This is a genomic window from Arthrobacter sp. D3-16 (assembly GCF_054408515.1).
Genome location: NZ_CP096437.1, coordinates 1,915,787 through 1,934,309, shown reverse-complemented (window position 1 = coordinate 1,934,309; position 18,523 = coordinate 1,915,787). Strand labels below are relative to the sequence as shown.

Here is an 18,523-nt window from a genome sequence, read left to right as displayed (position 1 = left end):
CTCGAAGGCAGGTAGTGGTCCGGCAGCTTGCGTAAAAGGGGCCCTGCGTCCCCGCTCGCCGCGAAGCGGCCTTAGCGGGACGTGGGGAATAGCAAGCAGAGGATCAGGACCTGCCGTAAGGAAGAGGACTACCAGCCGCGCTCGGCGAGGCGGTGCGGCTGGGGGATCTCGTCGACGTTGATGCCCACCATGGCTTCACCCAGGCCGCGGGAGGCCTTGGCGATGACGTCGGGGTCGTCGTAGAAGGTGGTGGCCTTCACGACGGCGGCGGCGCGCTGGGCGGGGTTGCCGGACTTGAAGATACCCGAGCCGACAAACACGCCGTCGGCGCCGAGCTGCATCATCATGGCAGCGTCGGCAGGGGTGGCGATGCCGCCGGCAGTGAACAGGACCACGGGAAGCTTGCCGGCAGCGGCGACTTCCTTGACCAATTCGTACGGGGCCTGCAGTTCCTTGGCGGCGACGTAAAGCTCGTCCTCGGGCAGGGCTGCGAGCTTGGCGATCTCGGAGCGGATCTGGCGCATGTGCCCGGTGGCGTTGGAGACGTCACCGGTGCCGGCTTCGCCCTTGGAGCGGATCATTGCCGCGCCTTCGTTGATGCGGCGCAGTGCCTCACCGAGGTTGGTGGCGCCGCAGACGAAGGGAACGGTGAAGTTCCACTTGTCGATGTGGTTGACGTAGTCGGCCGGGGTCAGGACCTCGGACTCGTCAATGTAGTCCACGCCCAGGGACTGCAGGACCTGGGCTTCGACGAAGTGGCCGATCCGGGCCTTGGCCATGACCGGCACGGACACGGCGTCGATGATTTTGTCGATCATGTCTGGATCGGACATGCGGGAGACGCCGCCCTGGGCGCGGATATCGGCCGGAACGCGTTCCAGCGCCATTACAGCAACGGCACCGGCGTCTTCGGCGATGCGGGCCTGTTCGACGTTGACGACGTCCATGATGACGCCGCCCTTGAGCATCTCAGCCATGCCCCGCTTCACGCGGCTGCTGCCCGTGACGCTGTTCGCGGACGAACCGGCTTCGCTGCTTACATCAGGTGTAGACACAAAAACCCCTATGGGTAGATAGATGACCTTCGCCGGGCGTGCAGGGCGGCACGGAGATGCCATGTGTACACACACCGGGTTGCCGGATCCATTGATCGGGCAGTCCTAATACTAGTCTCACCGCGCCCGGCCGGCTTAATTCGTGTTAATCCGCCGGCGATGGTTCAGCCTGTGCCTGGCGGCGGACGGACACCATGCGCTGGACCACGGTGATGAGGCTGGCGAGGGCAAGCAGGATCAGTGTCACCAGCAGCACCACGTGCGGCAGCCCAAGGCCGGTAAATCCGGTCACCACCAGCACGGAAACCAGGCGTTCCGCCCGTTCCGCGATGCCGATGTTGGCCGTGAACCCCAGCGACTCCGCCTTTGCCCTGGCGTAGGAGACCACCATGCCAAGGACCAGGCAGACAGTGGCGGCCATGGCGATCGGAACATTCGCGCCGCCGGTGAAGAACCAGACGGCCAGGCCGGCGAAAAGGGCGCCGTCGGCGATCCGGTCCAGGGTGGAGTCCAGGAAGTTGCCCCAACGGCTGCCCACTGCCTGCATCCTGGCCATGATGCCGTCCAGGACGTCGGAAAAGATGAACGCAGTGATGAACAGTGTTCCCCACCAGAGCTGCCCGAGCGGGTAGAAGACGACGGCTCCCACCACTACACCGGCAGTACCGATGATGGTCACCGCGTCCGGTGAGACGCCGATGCGAAGGAGCCAACGGGCGAGCGGGGTGAACAGTGCGGTGAAGAACCCGCGGGCGTGCCTATTCAGCATCCGTCTCCCCGGGCCAGGCGTCGGCGACCTGCTGGCGGACCTCGTCAAGGGTCTGCGTGATCGCCTTGGTCTGGGCGATGATGGGGAAAAAGTTCCCGTCACCGCCCCAGCGCGGAACAATGTGCTGGTGCAGGTGCGCGGCGATGCCCGCTCCGCCCACCACGCCCTGGTTCATCCCCAGGTTGAATCCACCCGGGTTCGCTACTTTCCGCAGCACCCGCATGGCTGTCTGGGTCAGCTCGGCGAACTCCGCCGTCTCCTCGACGGTGAGGTCCGTGTAGTCGGGGATGTGACGGTAGGGGCAGACCAGGAGATGCCCGGGGTTGTACGGAAACAGGTTCAGCACCACGTAGCAGGTCTTCCCCCGGTGAACGATCAGCGCATCCTCGTCGGTCCGTGCCGGTCCGATACAGAAGGGGCAGTCGTTTTCGTTCTTGAACTGGTGCTGGCCGCCCTTGATGTAAGCCATGCGGTGCGGAGTCCACAGGCGCTGGAAGGCATCCGGGACACCGGCGAGGTCAAAGTCGTCGGTAACGCCGGCATCCCCTGGATATCCTGCGCCTGTGTTCTCCTGCACGCTGCTGTTCCCGTTTCCGCTAGCTGGTCCGGTTACGGACGGCTTCCGTGATCCGCTTGACTGCTTCTGCCACGGGCACGCCGTTGTCCTGGCTTCCGTCCCGGAACCGGAACGAGACGGCGCCTGCCTCGGCGTCGTCGCCGCCGGCGATCAGCACAAACGGGATCTTGTCCTTGCTGGCAGTGCGGATCTTCTTCGGGAACCTGTCCGACGACGTATCCACCTCGGCCCGGATTCCTGCCGCCTTCAGCTGATCGACGACGTCGAACATGTACTCGTTGAACGTCTCCGCCACAGGGATGCCCACCACCTGGACCGGGGCGAGCCAGGCCGGGAAGGCGCCGGCGTAGTGCTCGGTCAGGACACCCATGAACCGCTCGACGGACCCGAAGAGTGCACGGTGGATCATGACCGGACGCTGGCGGCTGCCGTCGGCGGCCTGGAACTCGAGTTCGAAGCGTTCGGGCAGGTTGAAGTCCAGCTGGATGGTGGACATCTGCCAGGTGCGGCCCAGCGCGTCCTTCGCCTGGACGGAGATCTTGGGGCCGTAGAAGGCCGCTCCGCCCGGATCCGGTACGAGCTCAAGGCCTGATTCCTGTGCCACTTCGGCGAGGGTCCGGGTGGCTTCCTCCCAGGTGGCGTCGTCACCGACGTACTTTTCCGGGTCCTTGGTGGACAGTTCCAGGTAGAAGTCGTTGAGCCCATAGTCCTTGAGCAGGTCCAGGACGAAGGTCAACGTCTTGGTGAGCTCGTCCTTCATCTGCTCACGGGTGCAGTAAATGTGGGCGTCGTCCTGTGTCATACCGCGCACACGGGTGAGGCCGTGAACCACGCCGGACTTCTCGTACCGGTAGACCGAGCCGAATTCGAACAGGCGCAGGGGCAGCTCACGGTAGGAGCGTCCGCGGGAACGGAAGATGAGGTTGTGCATGGGGCAGTTCATCGGCTTCAGGTAGTAGTCCTGGGCCGGCTTGCGGATGGAGCCGTCCTCATTGAGTTCGGCGTCAACCTGCATTGCCGGGAACATGCCGTCCTTGTACCAGTCCAGGTGGCCGGAAACCTCGTACAGGTGGCCCTTGGTGATGTGCGGGGTGTAGACGAACTCGTAGCCTGCTTCAACGTGGCGCTGCCGCGAGTAGTCCTCCATCTCCTTGCGGATGATGCCGCCCTTGGGGTGGAACACCGGCAGGCCGGAACCGAGCTCGTCCGGGAAGGAGAACAGGTCCAGCTCAGAGCCCAGCTTGCGGTGGTCGCGGCGTTCGGCCTCTGCAAGGCGCTCCTGGTAGGCCTTCAGCGCGTCCTTGGTGGGCCAGGCCGTACCGTAGATCCGCTGCAGCTGCTGGTTCTTCTGGTTTCCCAGCCAGTAGGCGGATGACGAGCGGGTGAGGGCGAAGGCGTTGGAAATCATCTTGGTGTTGGGCAGGTGCGGGCCGCGGCAGAGATCGCACCAGACCGCGGTGCCTTCCTTGCGCTCAACATTGTCGTAGATGGTGATGTCGCCGGCGCCCACCTCAACGTTGACGCCTTCGCCGGCTTCGGCGGCTTCGTTTTTCTTGCCCAGGAGTTCGAGCTTGTAGGGCTCGTTCTTCATGGCTTCGCGGGCCTCGTCCTCGGAGACCACACGCCGGACGAACTTCTGGTTCTGGTTGACGATCTTGAGCATCATCTTTTCGAGGGTTTTGAGGTCCTCGGGGGTGAAAGGCTCGGCCACGTCAAAGTCGAAGTAGAAACCGTCGGTGATGTACGGCCCGATGCCCAGCTTGGCGTCAGGGCGCAGCTGCTGGACTGCCTGGGCCATGACGTGGGCCGTGGAGTGGCGGAGCACGTTCAGGCCGTCGGGGGAATCGATGGTGACGCCTTCGATCTCGGCCCCCTCCGGAAGTTCCTGGTCCAAGTCCTTCAGTTCGCCATTGACGCGGGCAACAACAACATCACGGCGCTCAAAGAAGAGTTCCGCACCGGTTGTCCCGGTAGTCACCTTGGTCTCTTCGCCATCGACGAGAAGGGTGATCTGCTGGGCATCTGACACGGGTGTCTCCTATTCAAAGTTAAGGCTTCATAGCTTGTGGCATACGGGGACCACAGCCAGCCATCGTCAATGCTATCGGTTCAGCAAAGGGCCGACCAACGCGGCGCACGGCAGGCTCAGCCATTAAATCCGGTGATGGCCAAGCTCCGGTTGATTCCGTCCAGGGGGTGCGGGCCGTCCGGGGCCCGGGTCTCCGAAGGTGGAAATGGCAGGGTTTCGGTGCGGCTGAGGTCCCAGGCCATGCTTGCACTCAGGCTGATTCCCCGCGGGCCTGTCCTCCTGGTGGTGCCACGGATCAGCAGCAGCCTGGTCCCGAACAGGAGCAGGCCGGCATTTTCCTGGGCCTCATGGAAGAAAACAGAATCGATGCACCCGGTGCCGTCGTCAATGCTGATGAACACCACCCGTCTCCCGCCGCGCATGGGAGGCGTCTGGGTGGCTACCCGCACTCCGGCCACCAGCACTTCTGTTCCATTGCGCAGGCCCAGGAGTTTGTCAGCCGTTGTCACCCCCAGCCTGTCCAGCATGGGCCGGTGGCTGTCCATCAGGTGGCTGCTGACGTCCACCGCCATCAGATCCAGTTCTGCCCGGACGTTTTCTATCAGGGTAGGTTCGGGAAGGCCAGGCTTGACGTTGCGAAGTTCCACATCGCCCAGCGGCAGGGACAGCTGCCCTTCGAGGACCTCGATGCCTTTCCGCGCACTGCCTGAGTTCTGAAGCTGCTGCAGGTGCTGGACCAGGTCAGCCCGGTTTGCCACCCCACCCGCCTCGCGGTGGAGGGAATCAAAAGCGCCCAACTGGGCCAGGCGTTTGATACTGGGTTTGCTGAGCCGCGAGCGCGCCCGGAGGTCCGCGAGGGAGTCATAAGGCTGGCCTGCCACAATCCTCTTCAATTCTGTGGCGGACAGCCCGTAGATACCGTTCAGGCTCAGCCTGATTCCCAGCTTTCCCGCATCCGGCCCCTGCCGGACACGCTCCACCCGGTACTCCCCCTTACTGCAGTTGATATCCAGGGGAAGGATGGGAATGCCAAGCCTCCTGGCTTCGGCAACCAGCAGTCTTTTGGGATACATGCCGGGATCGTGTTCCCAGAGTCCGGCGAGGAAGGCTTCGGGATGGTGTGCCTTCAGCCAGGCCGACTGGTAGGTGGGCACGGCGAAAGCGGCCCCGTGGGCTTTGCAGAAGCCGAAGCTGCCAAAGGCCTTCAGGGTCCCCCAGACGTTGTCCACAACCTCCGGGGAATAGCCTTTCTTCCGGGCCTCCCTGCGGAAGTACTCCTCAACGCTCAACTCCAGCACTTCATTGCCCAGGGCACGCCGGAATTCGTCTGCCCGGGCCAGGCCACAGCCGGTCATCACATTGAACGTTTTCAGGATCTGCTCATGAAAAACGGTCACCCCATGGGTTTCCGCCAGGACGGGTTTCAGGTCCGGGTGGGGGTAGACCTCGGGCGCGAAACCGTGCCGGTGTTCCAGGAAGGGCCGGACCATGTCCGATTTCATGGGACCGGGGCGGAAAAGTGAGATGTCGATGATGAGGTCATTGAACTCCCGCGGCACCATCTTGCCGATCAGCTCGCGCTGCCCGGGCGATTCGATCTGGAAGCAGCCCAGGGTGTGGGTGCTCCGGATGAGTTCAAAGGTGGGTTCATCATCCAGGGGGATGGCGTTGAGGTCTATGTGTCCGTTTTCTGCAATGTAATCCGGGCCGGATCCGTCCTGCCCGGCAGGATGGCCCCCTGCGGCCACCACTTCCTCTTTCGAGGGATGGATCCGGATGATTTCCCGGACCGCAAACGCCATGGCGCTTTGCATCCTGACGCCCAGGACATCAAGCTTGAGCATGCCCATGGGGTCCATGTCGTGTTTGTCGAACTGGCTCATGGGCAGTCCCAGTCCGCTGGGTTGGACCGGAGTACGGTCCAGCAGGGTTGCGTCGCCCAGGATCACACCGCAGGGATGCATTGATATATGCCGCGGCAGCCGGTCAAGCCGTTCGGTCAGGTCCACCAGCAGGTCCAGCTGCTGGTTGCCGTGGGTGTCCCTTTGCTCCACCCGGCCGGCAAACTCCCTCAATTCCGGCTTTTCCTGCAGGGCCTCGCGGAACTTCCGCGCTGAAAACCGCCACAGCTGTTTGGCGATGTCACCCACGTCGCTGTCATCCATGCCCAATGCCATGCCGGCATCCCTCACTGCGCCTCTTGCCCGGTAGCCGTTCTGCATGCTCATCAGCGTGACCCGCTCCGCGCCGAAGCGCTCGAAGATCCTGCGGTAGACGTTGTGCCGTTCGGCGCTTTCGACGTCGATATCAATATCCGGCAGGGTGGCGCGGTCACGGGACAGGAAGCGCTCGAAAATCAGGTCATGCTGCAGGGGGTTCACCTGGCTGACATCAATCAGGTAATTCACCAGGCTTGAAGCTCCCGACCCTCTGGCAGCCGCCCTTACCCCCATGTCCTGGATCATGCGTGAGACTTCGGCGACGGTGAGGAAGTAGGAGGAAAAACCAAGGTTCTGGATGATCCCCAGTTCATGGTCAAGGCGGTGCCGCATTTCCTTTTCCCGGCTGCCATGGATTCCCGGGAACCGGCGCCCTATTCCAGCCTCGCAGCGCTGCACCAGTTCAACGTGCGGATCCTGGTTGATTCCGATGACCGAAGCCTCCGGCACCACTGGCTGCTTCCAGCCCATGTCGGCTTCGGGGTCCATCCTGCAGAGATCGGCGAGCGCCTCGGTTTGTGCCATGAGCTGTTTGAGGTCCTGTGCACCGTAACCCGCTGCGGCAATGATTTCCTTGCCCAGTTGCAGCATCTGGGCAGTGGACTTCAGCCAGCCCTGGCCGTTGGGCTGCAACAGTGGTTCCTGGGCCAGTTCCGGCAGCGATTTCAGGGTCCGTGCCGAGTCCAGAACATCAGCGGTGGCGGCTCCGTCCTCCGCACAGTACCTGACTGCGTTGCTGAGGATTGCCGGAACGTTGTGCTCCGCTGCGAGCTTGAGCATCCGGACTGCATGGGAGGTGCTCAGGGGCGCCCCAGGTGCGCTGAGCTGGGAAACGATCTCGGCAACCACTGTTCCGCGGGGCATGGCATCGAGCCATTGCTTGAAAAGGGTCCGCGGGCGCAGGTAACGGCGGCCGCCCATGGCACGCCCGACGTCGGAGTCCGGCCCTATGAGCACCATCAGCACTGGCTTGAGGGTCTGGGGGTCCAGGGTGCGGGAGGCAAGCTCCGCCCTGGTGACAGCTACCGGAATGGCTCCCCCGGCCTTTCCCGAGGTGCGGGCATGGGCATCGGAGACCAGCCGGCACAAGGCACGGTAGCCAGCCCCGTTGTTGTTGCCACGGGCGAGCACTACCACGTGGCCAGCCAGTTGGGTGCGGTGATCGCCGTCGTCGTCATACACCGCCAGGTCCACCCCGACAATGGGATCAATTCCAGCATCCATGCACGCTTTGAGGTGCTTGATGGTTCCGTACAGGCCGTCACGGTCAGTGCAGGCCAGTGCGGTTGCTCCGTCAGCAGCAGCAGCCTGCGCCAGTTCCTCAGGCCATGACACCCCATAGTGGGCACTGAATGCGGTGGAGACGTGGAGATGGGTGAAGCTCATGCTGTTCGTGGACGGAGTGCATCGTGGATGCGCAGGAGCCGCCAACGGCCGCTGCGGATATGGCGGGTGAGGTCAAGGGTGAGCGCCTCGTCCTGTTCCTTGGCCGTACCCGAACCTGCAGCGGACGGCAGTACCTGGACCCGCCAGATTTCGTGGTCAACAAGCCCGGGCCCGCTTCCCAGCGGGGCCCGGCTTTCTTCCGCCCACCACTGCCGGCGTTCGTACCAGCGCACCGGTTCAGCGCACACGGAATAGGACCGTCCTGCCCATTGAAGGCTCACAGGCTGGCCGTCAGGGTTGCAGGCCACATCCACGGATTCGCTGAACATCGCCATGGGCACCTCCTGACAAGACAAAGAAACAAAGAAGTATTCGAATATGTGTTCGAATACTTCCAGTCTAAGCCAGGGGCGGCACAAATCCTAGGCGGGGGTGGACGGAGCGATCGGCAGGGAGCAGGATGGGTCCATGAGCACCCATGACGCACTCCTCAAACAGGTCAGCATCAAAGCCCAGGACTCCACACTTGTGGCAACCTTCGATATCGACGGCAACATTCCCGGTTCCGGTGCCTATGTGGTGGGGCTTGTGGCTGCCAGCCCGGATTACTCTTCCCAGCGGCGGCTGGGCATTGAATTCATGAACGGGGAGGCAATCGCCTTCTTCTCGTTCAACCATGAACAGAGCACGGAGGAGAACTACGATCTTTCCGGCGTGACCCACTCAGGGAACACCATCACCGGCCATTTCCCGCTCGCGGCCATTAATGGGCTCGGCAAAGGACATGTGATGACCGGCTTCAGCGAAGCGGACGGCCGGGAATTCCAATCCGGTGTTCCGGTTGAGGAGAACCTGTAACAGCTGGGCTGAAACAGCTCAGCTGTTCTCTTTGTGGACCCGGAGTTCGAGTTCGATGAAGCCCGAAATCATGGCCCGGTAGGTGGACTCGACGATGTCCGGGTCTATGGCCTTCTTCTCAGCGGCGGAGCGGACGTGCTCGATGACCCGCTCCACGCGGCCGGGCGCGCGGACCTCGGCGTCGTCGCCCTTGAGGGTTCCGGCGATCCGGATCAGCCGCTCCCTGCGGGCAATGAGGGTGACAATCTGGTCATCCACCTCGTCAACGGCAACCCGGACGGCAGCGAGCTGTTCCTTGTCGGCCAGGGCGTCCCTATCGTTCCCTTGAATTGTTGCCATCCTCTGACAGTATCGAACCATGCAACCCAGAGTCGACTTCATTTCACTGGGCGTCCGCAGCGTCCCGGCGTCCCGTTCCTTCTATGTAGACGGCCTTGGCTGGCCCGTGCACCGGGAATTTCCGGGGGACGTGGTGTTCATCCAGGTGAACCACGGCCTGGTGCTGTCCCTGTGGGACGTCCGCCAGATGCAGGCTGACGCCGGTGTCAGCGCTCCGGGCCCCGTCCCCTGCATCACGCTCAGCCACAACCTCCCCAGCACAGAAGACGTGGACCGGGTCATGGCAGAAGCCGCCGCTGCGGGAGCGGACATCATCGCCGAGCCCATCACCCAGCCCTGGGGCGGCTACAGCGGCTACTTTGCAGATCCGGACGGCTTCCGCTGGGAAGTGGCGTACAACCCGACGTGGACAGTGGACGACGCCGGGTCGGTCACCGTTTAGCCCGGCGGCCCGCCACCCAGGGCTGCTTGGGTGGCGGCTTAGAAAAGGGCCTCCACCGGGCGGATCAGGTCAGGGCCGTTGTTGCGGACGTTGCCCACTTCCTTGCCTACCGAATCCACGTGCCAGTCCGAGGCCACGTCCTTGACGCCGGACCGCACCAGGTCCACCAGTCCGGCGGCGTCGTCTACCTCCGGGTCGAGCCAGGCCTGCATGGTGGACTTGTCCATCGGCAGCGGCACACGGTCATGCAGCGCCGTCAGTTTGCCGAAGACGGTTGATTCGCTGCCGGGCGGCGGAGTGTCAGCAGTCAGGATTGACGTGGAGAGCATCCAGCCGCCGGGCTCCCCCGCCGGCCAGGCCGGGTCCTTCCACCACTCATAGAGCCCGGCAAAAACCAGGCCGCCGCCCTCCCCCGGATGCACGTAATAGGGCTGCTTCCCTTTCCCGGGACCCTGCTTCCATTCGTAGTAGCCATCTGCGGGCACAGCGCACCGGCGTGACTGGACGGCCTTCCGGAACGCGGGCTTTTCCAGCACTGATTCGCTCCGGGCGTTGATCATCCGGGAACCGATACCCGGGTCCTTGGCCCAGGAAGGGACCAGTCCCCACCGCGCCACGTGCAGCTGGCGCACCTGCTTGCGCTCCGGGCCGTCATCGATCAGCCGCTCCAGGACGATGGGAACGTCATCAGTCGGTGCAACATTCCACGACGGCGGGATCGCCACCTCCTCCTCTAGCTCGGCGTCGAACTCAGCCAGGAGGTCCCCCACGGCACGTGCCATCACATAGCGTCCACACATGGCTCCAGCATGCCATCGGCGGCAGGAGCTGTCATCCGGGGGCGGCCACGGAGCGCAGTTGCTGGGAATAGCGGGCTGCACGCTACCGTTGTCAGGAATGAACCCGTCAGCGACACGTAGGAGAAATCCGTGGACTTCACCCCCGAGACCGGCACCATCACCATGTTTTCCACCACCTGGTGCGGCTACTGCAACCGGCTGAAGAAGCAGCTGGACGCGCAGGGCATCGGCTACACCGAGATCAACATCGAGGAAGTGGACGGCACCGCAGAACTGGTGGAGCAGCTCAACGGCGGCAACCGCACCGTGCCCACGGTCCTGTTCCCGGACGGCACCGCGGCTACCAACCCTTCAGCTGCCGAGGTCAAGACCCGCCTCGCAGCGTAGCCAGCAAGCCAGGCCGGGCCCCGCCCAAGCGCCCGCCCTCTGCGGCTTATGTCAGTCACAACGGGACCAGCACTCCGGTGCTGGTCCCGTTTCCGTATGTGCCCCTAGACCACCGGACGGTCAAGCCCCCAGGCTGCTGAAGGCAGCGCTCGTGAGTCTGGCGTGGCCCGCATACGTGGCCAGCAGCGCATCCTCCACGGCCGCCACGTCCACGCCCGGCACAAGATCGTCAACGGCTCCCGCCGTCGCTGGGTCCCACTCCAGGCCCAGGGCTGCGTAACTGTCCGTGAGGACCTTGCGGATGGGGGCGGAGTTTTCCACCACGATGACGGAGCTGAAAAGCCAGCCTCCGGCAACCACACGCTGGGCGGTGCCCACCAGCTTGATACGGGAACCGGCCGCCGGATCCGTGCCGTGCACGCTGTATTCCCCCGGGCAGTACTCACCCGGGATCTCCCCCACGGCAGCCTGCACTCCTACGCTGTGCAGCGTTTCGGCGAACAGCTCACCAAAGTATCCGAACCGGCTTTTCGATCCTGCAATGGCATCTGCGTCCGGTTCAATGTGGTCCACCACGAGGGTTCCCTGGTGGTAGGCCGCGGCGCGCCCTCCCGCCCTGCGGACCAGCGGCTCAAAACCGTTGTCGCGGCAGGCTTGTGCCGCTGCTTCGAAACCCGGCAGCCGGGTGTCCCGCTGGCCGAACGCCACCGTGGGGGCGGGGCGGTACAGCCGAAGCGTGGGGCCGATATCCCCCGCCCTTGCCTTGGCCAGGAGCTCCAGGCCAAACTCCAGGTCCCGGGCTGCGCCGAGCGATGCCTCCTGCCGCACTACCGTAAGCGTGCGGGGTCCCGGTCCGGCCTGGTGCATGTTGCTAAGCTCCCCTATGGTCATCTTGCAATTCCTTGTTGTTGCCGCCGCGTTCGCAGTCATTGACGCCGTTTGGCTCAAGCTGATGAACCCGTTCTACCGGAGCCACATCGGTGATCTGCTGGCGGACAAGCCACACCTAGGGTACGCGGTTGCCTTCTACGTCATTTACATCGCCGGAATTGTCTTCTTTGCCCTCCGGCCCGCGCTCGACGGCGGCAGCTGGCTCACGGCGCTGGGCTACGGCGCGGCACTGGGCGCCTTCGCGTACGCTACCTATGACCTGACCAATGCGGCCACGCTTAAGATGTGGCCGTTGCAGCTGATTGTGGTGGACATGCTCTGGGGCGCCGCGCTGACGGGGTTGTCCACCCTCGCCGGATGGCTTGTCTTCCAAGGCCGGAGCTGACCCGGCCCGGGCCGGAATAACGTCCCCCTGGAGTCACGCCGGTGCCGCCTTATGTCCTGCGCACGGTCAGGATCTGCTCCGCCCGGCCGAAGGGGCCCTTGAGGTCGTGCAGCACCGTTGAGGTGAGGCCGATGCCGTCCAGGCCGAACGAGACGGCGTTGTCCAGCCCCAGCCATTCCCCTTCGGGGCGGCGGTACATATGGATCTGCAGATCCAGGTTGGGGAATGCGTAGCTGTCCTTGCCAGGGGGTACCCGGGCAGCGATGCCGTTGGCGGTGTCCACCAGCCCCATCAGCCGCGCGAGGTCGCCGCTGTCTTCGCGGTCTGTGAGGGGATGGTCAGTGCGCAGCCATACCTTGCCGGCTCCCGGCCGGTGCCCTTCCGCGACGCGCATTTCAAGGGAGCGGATATAGCCGCCCGGCCATACTGACGCTCCGTCGTAGGGCTTGCATTCGTCGGGCCCGGGAATGGCGGCGTCTTCCACCGCGGCCACCTCGGAAGTATCACTGGTGACCAGCCGCCAGGCGGTGGCACGGATCGCTGTGCGCCCGGCTGCAACCAGTTCGGCCTGGAGCAGTTCGATGGTCCTGCCCGGCCGCAGCATGGTGGTCTCAATGTGGAATTCGCCGCCGGGGATCAGGCCCAGGATCTCGAAGCTGAGCCGGGCCATCCGCATGTCCGGCCGCGGCTGGTGCCGTTCGAGGCTGTCGGCCATCAGCCCGGAGGCCGGCGCCATGTGCTGCTCGTGCACGTTCCAGGCGCCCTGGGCGTGGATGGTGGAGCGGAAACGGCCATCACCCAGAGACCGGTAATAGAAGTTTCCCTCAGCCAGTTCAGGCAGATCAACAGTCAACGGGTGCCCTTCGAAGGAGAAGTCAGTGAATTGCCAATAACTCTATCGTTTTGCTCCTGGACCGCCGCCAGGAGCCGCCATCCGACGCGGAGAAATGTTGAAGCCTGGGGGCTGTCCTCTGGGTAGACTCAGGAACTGGTCCTGTCAGCAACCCTCGGAAGAGGTGTTCCATGCGCGTCATCAGTTACAACCTCCGCAAGCACAAGGCAAGCGGCGAACTCCTTGCCCTGGCCCGGAACCACGATATTGATGCGCTCTGCCTCCAGGAGGTAGATTCCAGCGACCTCCCGGAGACCCTTGGCCCGCTGCACCTCGCGGACGTCACCAAGGGAAACCGGCTCGGGCTCGCCATCTACTACCGCACCAGCCGGTTCACCGCCCTGGACACCCAGTCCTTCGCGTTGAAGAAGTCGATGCATGACCGCGTGCTGGCACCGGCTCACGAACGGCTCATCGGGACCCGCGTGATGGACAACGAGACCCAGCACGAACTGGTGATCGGTTCCTTCCACGCCGCCCCCCTGACGGCCTCCAACTCACTGCGGCGGAAGCAGATCCACGCCGCCCACGCGGAGCTCCTGAGCATGGGCAAGGGACTGATGACGCTGATGGTGGGAGATTTCAACTACCCGTTTTTCACCAAGAACCTGCACGTCCACATGAAGAACTCGGGCTATGCGCTCTCGCTGAGCAACCGGCGCACGTATACCCGCTACAAGGTCTTCAAGGGCCACTTCGATTTCGCCACGTCACTGGGGCTGGACATCACCAGCGTGGAGACCCTCCCGCGCGGCAACTCGGACCACCTGCCCATCCTGGTCCACGCCGAATACGGCCCCGACTACTGACGGGCGTCCCGGCTAAGTGCCGGAAACGAGCCGCTCCCGCAGGTCCGGCCACGCGGACGCGAACCCGGGGTGCAGCTCCTTGCTTTCCACGTCCGCCAGCGGAATCCACAGCAGTTCAATGCTCTCCGGATCGCTGATCACCGGATCAAACGGCTCCTTCACCAGCACCACCACCGTGGTGTAGGACCAGTAGTCCAGGTCCAGTACCGAGGTGAACAGCACGGCAACGCTCTCCGGGGGCACCGCGGCCTCCTCGTAGGCCTCACGCAGCGCGCCAACAACGGCATCCTCGCCTTTGTGGAGCGCCCCGCCGGGCAGTCCCCAGGTTCCGCCGTTATGGCTCCAGATGGCACGGTGCTGCAGGAGCACACCCTTGCCGGGGTCGTAGGCGAGCACCCCGGCCGCGCCGAACCTGCCCCAGTACCGTCCATGTTCCCCATCAACCCAGGCGTCACCGGGATCGCGCGGGCCGGTACGGACAGGCGGGGTGGAAGACGGTGTGGAAGTCAGTGAGTGATCCATCGCTCCAGTTTGACAGGTGGACCGGAAACGGTGCATCACTGGCTGCGGCGCTAGTGCGCGTTGCCGCGTTCGACGGCGAAATCACCGCCGGGGTACATGATGGTTTCGTGGCCGTCGTCAAAGCGGACCAGGTACGGTGGCGTTCCGCCCTGGCCGCGGACTTCGAGAATCACCCCGTGCCGGTCCGTGGACCCGACGGTCCTTCCGTGAACGATGATCCTGTCACCCTGTGCAGCCTCCATGGCTATCACCTCCAGCCCCAGATTACGACTGCCCGCCATGAGGAACAATGCCAAAGGAAAGGACCTTCGTGGCCGGGCGGCATGGCAGGATTTTCCCATGCCGCTGAACCTTCTCCTGCTCGCTGATACCCATGTGCCCAAGCGCGCCAAGGCACTTCCGGCGCAACTGTGGGCCGCCGTCGAAAGCGCCGATGTGGTGTTCCATGCCGGCGACTGGGTGACGGCGGAACTGCTGGACCAGCTAGAGCGCCGCAGCCGCCGCCTGATTGGTGTCTACGGCAACAACGACGGCCCCGACCTGCGCGGTCGGCTGCCCGAAACGGCCACCGCCACACTTGAGGGTGTCCGCTTCGCCATGGTGCACGAAACCGGCCAGGCGAAAGGCCGGGAAGCCCGGTGCGAGGCACGTTATCCGGACGCCGATGTGCTGGTCTTCGGGCACAGCCACATTCCGTGGGATACCACGTCGCCAGGGGGGCTGCGGCTGCTCAACCCCGGCTCCCCCACCGACCGGCGGCGCCAGCCTGCCTGCACGTACATCACGGCGGTGGTGGACTCGGGAAGCCTGCGGGATGTCAGGCTGGTGGAGGTCCGCCGGGACTCGGAACTTGGCTGAAGCAGTAGTGCACTGCGGGTTGGCAGGGACGGGCCGGAGTGCCTAGGCTTGGAACGGTAAGCATGCTTAGTTTTGCCGTGTTCCACCCCTACCCAACAGGAGGACCACCATGACGGACCAGTACACTTTCCGCGATCCCGTAACCGCCTACGGAAAAATCTCTCCACCGGAGCAGCACCAGCCAGAGCCGGGGCTGGACGCTGAGCTCGAGCCCAAAGCGGACCTCGGCGAGAACACGTACCGCGGGACCGGCCGGCTGGACGGCAGGAAGGCTATCGTGACCGGCGCCGACTCCGGAATCGGGGCGGCCACTGCCATCGCCTTCGCCCGCGAGGGGGCCGACGTCGTCCTGTCCTACCTGCCGGAGGAGGAAGAGGACGCAGCCCGCATCGCGGGACTTGTCGAGGCCGCCGGCCGCAAGGCTGTCAAGGTCCCCGGGGACCTGAAGGACCCGAACGTCTGCCGCGAAGTGGTTGACACCGCAGTGGCCGTGCTCGGCGGGGTGGACATCCTGGTCAACAATGCCGGCAAGCAGGTGGCGCAGGAGGAACTGACCGCGATCACGGACGAGCAGTTCGACCACACCCTGAAGACCAACGTGTACGCGATGTTCTGGCTGACCAAGGCTGCCCTCCCGCACATGCCGGCAGGGTCAACTATCATCAACACCACGTCCATCCAGGCCTACAACCCGTCCCCCACGCTGCTGGACTACGCCACCACCAAGGGAAGCATCAACAACTTCACCAAGGGACTCGCCCAGCAGCTCGCGCCGAAGGGCATCCGCGTCAACGCCGTAGCTCCGGGGCCCATCTGGACGCCGCTGCAGGTCAGCAGCGGCCAGCCCAAGGAGGAACTGCCGGAGTTCGGCCAATCCACCCCCCTGGGCCGGGCCGGCCAGCCGGCAGAGCTCGCCCCGGCGTATGTCTTCCTGGCATCACCTGAGTCCAGCTACGTCATCGGGGAAACGCTGAACGTCAACGGCGGCAGCCCCTCACCGTAGCAGGCAACAAACGGGCCCCGACGGCGGCGCCTTGCGCAATTGCGCAGGGCGCCGCCGTCCGTGCTTGAGTTGGCCTACTGTTCGTCCTTGCCGGCCAGCAGCTCATCGGTAGCGGCATCGGGCTGACCATCGAAGAACCGGGCCAGCACGGTTTTGAAGACGGTTTCCCCGGGAGCTGCGCGGAGGAAAAGGGTCATGGACGAATGCAGCTTCCGGGCGTCGATACTGCCGAGAATGTCCTCCGCAGGGCGGCCTGCATGGTTGGTGACGGCTAGGGCGCAGTCGAGCAGCCGCGGGCCCAGCACCGGATGGTCCAGGTACTCCCGGGCCTCGGCAACGGAGCTGATGGCATACCGGCGGGACATCTCGCTGTGGCCCAGGCCCGCGATCTGCGGAAAGATGAACCACATCCAGTGGCCGGATTTGCTGCCCAGCTGCAGTTCCGCCAGGGCCTGATCGTATGCTCCGCCGCTGTCCTGCCCGGCGACAAACCGGTCCAGGTTATAGGGATCGTTCATGCGTGTCTCCTTGTGGTGGGGGTTCGGGGGTGGATTGCTGCCCGATGAAGGCGGCGGCACTGCGCAGCCCGCCGTCGGGGTCCGTCCGCCAGCGGGCGAGGACAACATGTGCGCGCTGCCGGTCACGCCCGCCGAGCCGTGCCAGGAACGGCACCACAACGTCAGCCAGCAGGGGCTCCGTCAGTTCGCCCGTACCGGCAGACCGCAGGAAGCCTTCGATCCGGGTCAGGTCCGAATGGCGCAGGAGCGGCACCTTGGACTGGAGGAGCACCACGGCGGCGAGCCGGCGCTCAAAGACCGGCCTGGAGCCGGGCCGGGGCTGGCCCCACAGGGCGGATGCCAGCTGTACCACGGCGTCGTGGTCAAAGTTCTTGTACTTCCGCAGGGCGTCGCGGACGGTTCCGCGCACAGCACCCACGGAGGAGCCGTAGGAGGCAAGCTGCCCGCCCAGCCGGCTCTCGACGTCGTCCGCCCGATACCAGGACCCCTCGTTCTGCAGCGTCCGGTCAATGAATCCTGCAGCAGCCGCTATCTGCTCCACGCCGTTGCTCACCGGCTGCGGCCTGCCGATGCGTGCCGGATGCAGAACGGGGTCCATGGCCGTGCCTCGAGCCTGCCTTCGGCGATGGCTTCCCCGCAGACGGCGCAGGTCCCGTAGGTGCCGTCGGCGATTCGAGCCAAAGCGGCGTCCACCTGGTCAAGCCCTGCGCTGCTTTGCTTCAGCAGGGCGGACGCCTGGGACAGCTCGAAGGCGATGGTGGAGCCCTCCGGGTCATGTTCGTCGTCCACGTTCGAGTCCTGGCGCGCTGAATTTGCGGCGGCGATGTCTGCACGGAGGGCCGGCAGGAGCGCCACTTTCCGCTCCCGCTCCTCCTCGAGCAGGATCCGGAACCGTTCAAAGTCGGGCATGGCAAAAGCCTACGCGGCGTCAGGACCAGTTCCTCGCCACCGGGCGGTTTGGGGCGGCGCACGGCGAGCCGTCAATGAAAACCGGCGTTTCTCGTTATGGAGCGGAGAAACATCCGCCTTCCGCACGCCAGCCGCGCATGCCGCTCCTAGAGGTGGCGGCCGAACCACGCCAGGGTGTCGTTCCATGCCGCCGGAGCCTGGGTTTCGTTATAGCGGTCGCCGGTATCGGTGTGGAAGGCGTGTCGGCCCGGGTAGACCGTGAGCTGATGGACTACGTCAGTGGCTGCCAGCGCGTCCTTCAGGGCAGGCATCGCGCCAGTGATGCGTTGATCGCGTTCAGCGTAGACCCCGAAAACGGCGGCCTTGATGTCCGGCACTTTGCCCGTGTCAGGGGCGGGCCCATAGAACGCCGCGGTGGCTTTCAACCCGTCCAACTCGGTGGCCGCATACCAGGTGACGCCGCCAACAGGCCGTTTTCAGGGCGCCTTTATGACTTTGTGACAAAGAACACCGCAGTCTGCGCGGCGCGCCTATTTCGCGTGGTCAGGCGGGCATGGGAGATGAATCTAGTCGATGGCTAAATACGATAGGCGCACCTCGTATGTTACCCAAACGTGACAATGTGTCCGGAATCAGGCTATGGTCTTCAGGTGTCCCTCTCAGACGGGACATTCCCGTCAGTATGCCGAGCCCTGCCACTGAACCGGGATTCAATCGTTTCCAGCTGGCAGGGACGGGGGAACCAAGTTTCCGCGGCCTCATACGAGGCCTTGGGGTTAAGTCGATAGTGCTTCCGTTTTTTCGGAGTTACTTCCGGCCGGGTATCTCCAACCCGAACCCGACAGCTCACCCCGCAGGCATGGGAGAGGCGATCA

General features: G+C 64.4%; 23 protein-coding genes and 1 riboswitch. Of the genes, 7 read left to right on the top strand and 16 right to left on the bottom strand.

The features are described 5' to 3' along the window. Positions 1 to 128 precede the first annotated feature (128 nt). The 6 genes from pdxS to M1D32_RS09280 form a co-directional block, all read right to left on the bottom strand. A complete protein-coding gene (pdxS, locus tag M1D32_RS09305; RefSeq protein WP_163163961.1) occupies positions 129 to 1,055 on the bottom strand; it encodes a pyridoxal 5'-phosphate synthase lyase subunit PdxS in 927 nt (308 codons plus the stop codon). Positions 1,056 to 1,200: 145 nt separating this feature from the next. After that, positions 1,201 to 1,824, bottom strand: coding sequence for a phosphatidylinositol phosphate synthase (gene pgsA, locus M1D32_RS09300; protein ID WP_458781924.1), 624 nt, complete (start codon positions 1,822 to 1,824; stop codon positions 1,201 to 1,203). Then, positions 1,814 to 2,401: an HIT family protein gene (locus M1D32_RS09295; RefSeq protein ID WP_458781923.1), complete on the bottom strand. Its 588-nt coding sequence runs from the start codon at positions 2,399 to 2,401 to the stop codon at positions 1,814 to 1,816. Before M1D32_RS09295 ends, pgsA begins: the two co-directional genes overlap by 11 nt. 19 nt (positions 2,402 to 2,420) lie before the next feature. Continuing rightward, positions 2,421 to 4,430 (bottom strand): threonine--tRNA ligase, encoded by a 2,010-nt coding sequence (thrS, locus tag M1D32_RS09290; RefSeq protein ID WP_458781922.1) that lies wholly within the window; start codon positions 4,428 to 4,430, stop codon positions 2,421 to 2,423. Between the two features lie 116 nt (positions 4,431 to 4,546). Next, complete coding sequence (locus M1D32_RS09285; RefSeq protein WP_458781921.1) at positions 4,547 to 8,035, bottom strand: DNA polymerase III subunit alpha; 3,489 nt, start codon at positions 8,033 to 8,035, stop codon at positions 4,547 to 4,549. Beyond that, positions 8,032 to 8,370, bottom strand: coding sequence for a DUF6504 family protein (locus M1D32_RS09280; protein ID WP_458781920.1), 339 nt, complete (start codon positions 8,368 to 8,370; stop codon positions 8,032 to 8,034). The genes M1D32_RS09285 and M1D32_RS09280 overlap by 4 nt, the downstream gene beginning before the upstream one ends. A gap of 133 nt (positions 8,371 to 8,503) precedes the next feature. Between M1D32_RS09280 and M1D32_RS09275 the strand changes: the two genes are divergently transcribed. Further along, positions 8,504 to 8,893 carry a hypothetical protein gene (locus M1D32_RS09275; RefSeq protein WP_458781919.1) on the top strand — a complete coding sequence of 130 codons (390 nt, stop codon included), beginning with the start codon at positions 8,504 to 8,506 and terminating at the stop codon, positions 8,891 to 8,893. Positions 8,894 to 8,911: 18 nt separating this feature from the next. On the opposite strand, the gene M1D32_RS09270 is transcribed toward M1D32_RS09275, so the two are convergent. Further along, positions 8,912 to 9,232, bottom strand: coding sequence for a chorismate mutase (locus M1D32_RS09270; protein WP_256248964.1), 321 nt, complete (start codon positions 9,230 to 9,232; stop codon positions 8,912 to 8,914). A 19-nt stretch (positions 9,233 to 9,251) separates the two neighbouring features. On the opposite strand from M1D32_RS09270, the gene M1D32_RS09265 reads away from it, so the two are divergent. Next, positions 9,252 to 9,674, top strand: a complete 423-nt coding sequence (locus M1D32_RS09265; protein WP_458781918.1) for a VOC family protein — start codon at positions 9,252 to 9,254, stop codon at positions 9,672 to 9,674. Positions 9,675 to 9,712: 38 nt separating this feature from the next. On the opposite strand, the gene M1D32_RS09260 is transcribed toward M1D32_RS09265, so the two are convergent. Then, entirely contained in the window at positions 9,713 to 10,456 is a 744-nt protein-coding gene (locus M1D32_RS09260; RefSeq protein ID WP_458782147.1) for an SOS response-associated peptidase, read from the bottom strand. 147 nt (positions 10,457 to 10,603) lie between these two features. Between M1D32_RS09260 and M1D32_RS09255 the strand changes: the two genes are divergently transcribed. Next, the gene (locus M1D32_RS09255) at positions 10,604 to 10,861 is read left to right on the top strand and encodes a mycoredoxin (protein ID WP_458781917.1); all 258 of its coding nucleotides are present in this window, start codon (positions 10,604 to 10,606) and stop codon (positions 10,859 to 10,861) included. A 120-nt stretch (positions 10,862 to 10,981) separates the two neighbouring features. Here M1D32_RS09255 and M1D32_RS09250 read toward each other — a convergent pair whose 3' ends face one another. Continuing rightward, positions 10,982 to 11,728, bottom strand: a complete 747-nt coding sequence (locus M1D32_RS09250; RefSeq protein WP_458782146.1) for a lipoate--protein ligase family protein — start codon at positions 11,726 to 11,728, stop codon at positions 10,982 to 10,984. Positions 11,729 to 11,744: 16 nt separating this feature from the next. On the opposite strand from M1D32_RS09250, the gene M1D32_RS09245 reads away from it, so the two are divergent. Next, positions 11,745 to 12,137, top strand: a complete 393-nt coding sequence (locus M1D32_RS09245) for a DUF2177 family protein (protein ID WP_458781916.1) — start codon at positions 11,745 to 11,747, stop codon at positions 12,135 to 12,137. Between the two features lie 49 nt (positions 12,138 to 12,186). On the opposite strand, the gene M1D32_RS09240 is transcribed toward M1D32_RS09245, so the two are convergent. Further along, positions 12,187 to 12,990, bottom strand: a complete 804-nt coding sequence (locus tag M1D32_RS09240) for a thioesterase family protein (RefSeq protein ID WP_458781915.1) — start codon at positions 12,988 to 12,990, stop codon at positions 12,187 to 12,189. Between the two features lie 170 nt (positions 12,991 to 13,160). Here M1D32_RS09240 and M1D32_RS09235 point away from each other — a divergent pair, with 170 nt between their 5' ends. Continuing rightward, complete coding sequence (locus M1D32_RS09235) at positions 13,161 to 13,838, top strand: endonuclease/exonuclease/phosphatase family protein (protein WP_458781914.1); 678 nt, start codon at positions 13,161 to 13,163, stop codon at positions 13,836 to 13,838. A 12-nt stretch (positions 13,839 to 13,850) separates the two neighbouring features. Here M1D32_RS09235 and M1D32_RS09230 read toward each other — a convergent pair whose 3' ends face one another. Both M1D32_RS09230 and M1D32_RS09225 read right to left on the bottom strand, forming a co-directional pair. Next, positions 13,851 to 14,360 (bottom strand): NUDIX domain-containing protein, encoded by a 510-nt coding sequence (locus tag M1D32_RS09230; protein WP_458781913.1) that lies wholly within the window; start codon positions 14,358 to 14,360, stop codon positions 13,851 to 13,853. Between the two features lie 50 nt (positions 14,361 to 14,410). Then, on the bottom strand, positions 14,411 to 14,602 hold the full coding sequence (locus M1D32_RS09225) for a DUF1918 domain-containing protein (RefSeq protein ID WP_458781912.1): 192 nt from the start codon (positions 14,600 to 14,602) through the stop codon (positions 14,411 to 14,413). 97 nt (positions 14,603 to 14,699) lie between these two features. Between M1D32_RS09225 and M1D32_RS09220 the strand changes: the two genes are divergently transcribed. Both M1D32_RS09220 and M1D32_RS09215 read left to right on the top strand, forming a co-directional pair. Then, positions 14,700 to 15,218 carry a metallophosphoesterase family protein gene (locus tag M1D32_RS09220; RefSeq protein WP_458781911.1) on the top strand — a complete coding sequence of 173 codons (519 nt, stop codon included), beginning with the start codon at positions 14,700 to 14,702 and terminating at the stop codon, positions 15,216 to 15,218. Between the two features lie 109 nt (positions 15,219 to 15,327). Further along, the gene (locus M1D32_RS09215) at positions 15,328 to 16,221 is read left to right on the top strand and encodes a glucose 1-dehydrogenase (protein WP_458781910.1); all 894 of its coding nucleotides are present in this window, start codon (positions 15,328 to 15,330) and stop codon (positions 16,219 to 16,221) included. 74 nt (positions 16,222 to 16,295) lie between these two features. Here M1D32_RS09215 and M1D32_RS09210 read toward each other — a convergent pair whose 3' ends face one another. The 4 genes from M1D32_RS09210 to M1D32_RS09195 form a co-directional block, all read right to left on the bottom strand. Continuing rightward, entirely contained in the window at positions 16,296 to 16,739 is a 444-nt protein-coding gene (locus M1D32_RS09210; protein ID WP_458781909.1) for a DUF1810 domain-containing protein, read from the bottom strand. Beyond that, positions 16,723 to 17,337, bottom strand: a complete 615-nt coding sequence (locus M1D32_RS09205) for a DNA alkylation repair protein (protein ID WP_458781908.1) — start codon at positions 17,335 to 17,337, stop codon at positions 16,723 to 16,725. Before M1D32_RS09205 ends, M1D32_RS09210 begins: the two co-directional genes overlap by 17 nt. Next, a complete protein-coding gene (locus M1D32_RS09200; RefSeq protein ID WP_458781907.1) occupies positions 17,289 to 17,648 on the bottom strand; it encodes a TraR/DksA family transcriptional regulator in 360 nt (119 codons plus the stop codon). Before M1D32_RS09200 ends, M1D32_RS09205 begins: the two co-directional genes overlap by 49 nt. Positions 17,649 to 17,794: 146 nt before the next feature. Next, positions 17,795 to 18,073 (bottom strand): dienelactone hydrolase family protein, encoded by a 279-nt coding sequence (locus tag M1D32_RS09195; RefSeq protein ID WP_458781906.1) that lies wholly within the window; start codon positions 18,071 to 18,073, stop codon positions 17,795 to 17,797. Positions 18,074 to 18,360: 287 nt separating this feature from the next. Beyond that, positions 18,361 to 18,523, top strand: a riboswitch (cyclic di-AMP (ydaO/yuaA leader).

Coding starts and splice junctions, on each gene's coding strand:
- pgsA (WP_458781924.1), bottom strand. CDS start 1,824: ATGCTGAATAGGCACGCCCGCGGGTTCTTCACCGCACTGTTCACCCCG.
- M1D32_RS09285 (WP_458781921.1), bottom strand. CDS start 8,035: ATGAGCTTCACCCATCTCCACGTCTCCACCGCATTCAGTGCCCACTAT.
- M1D32_RS09280 (WP_458781920.1), bottom strand. CDS start 8,370: ATGGCGATGTTCAGCGAATCCGTGGATGTGGCCTGCAACCCTGACGGC.
- M1D32_RS09275 (WP_458781919.1), top strand. CDS start 8,504: ATGAGCACCCATGACGCACTCCTCAAACAGGTCAGCATCAAAGCCCAG.
- M1D32_RS09270 (WP_256248964.1), bottom strand. CDS start 9,232: ATGGCAACAATTCAAGGGAACGATAGGGACGCCCTGGCCGACAAGGAA.
- M1D32_RS09265 (WP_458781918.1), top strand. CDS start 9,252: ATGCAACCCAGAGTCGACTTCATTTCACTGGGCGTCCGCAGCGTCCCG.
- M1D32_RS09260 (WP_458782147.1), bottom strand. CDS start 10,456: ATGGCACGTGCCGTGGGGGACCTCCTGGCTGAGTTCGACGCCGAGCTA.
- M1D32_RS09250 (WP_458782146.1), bottom strand. CDS start 11,728: ATGCACCAGGCCGGACCGGGACCCCGCACGCTTACGGTAGTGCGGCAG.
- M1D32_RS09245 (WP_458781916.1), top strand. CDS start 11,745: ATGGTCATCTTGCAATTCCTTGTTGTTGCCGCCGCGTTCGCAGTCATT.
- M1D32_RS09235 (WP_458781914.1), top strand. CDS start 13,161: ATGCGCGTCATCAGTTACAACCTCCGCAAGCACAAGGCAAGCGGCGAA.
- M1D32_RS09230 (WP_458781913.1), bottom strand. CDS start 14,360: ATGGATCACTCACTGACTTCCACACCGTCTTCCACCCCGCCTGTCCGT.
- M1D32_RS09225 (WP_458781912.1), bottom strand. CDS start 14,602: ATGGAGGCTGCACAGGGTGACAGGATCATCGTTCACGGAAGGACCGTC.
- M1D32_RS09220 (WP_458781911.1), top strand. CDS start 14,700: ATGCCGCTGAACCTTCTCCTGCTCGCTGATACCCATGTGCCCAAGCGC.
- M1D32_RS09215 (WP_458781910.1), top strand. CDS start 15,328: ATGACGGACCAGTACACTTTCCGCGATCCCGTAACCGCCTACGGAAAA.
- M1D32_RS09210 (WP_458781909.1), bottom strand. CDS start 16,739: ATGAACGATCCCTATAACCTGGACCGGTTTGTCGCCGGGCAGGACAGC.
- M1D32_RS09205 (WP_458781908.1), bottom strand. CDS start 17,337: ATGGACCCCGTTCTGCATCCGGCACGCATCGGCAGGCCGCAGCCGGTG.
- M1D32_RS09200 (WP_458781907.1), bottom strand. CDS start 17,648: ATGCCCGACTTTGAACGGTTCCGGATCCTGCTCGAGGAGGAGCGGGAG.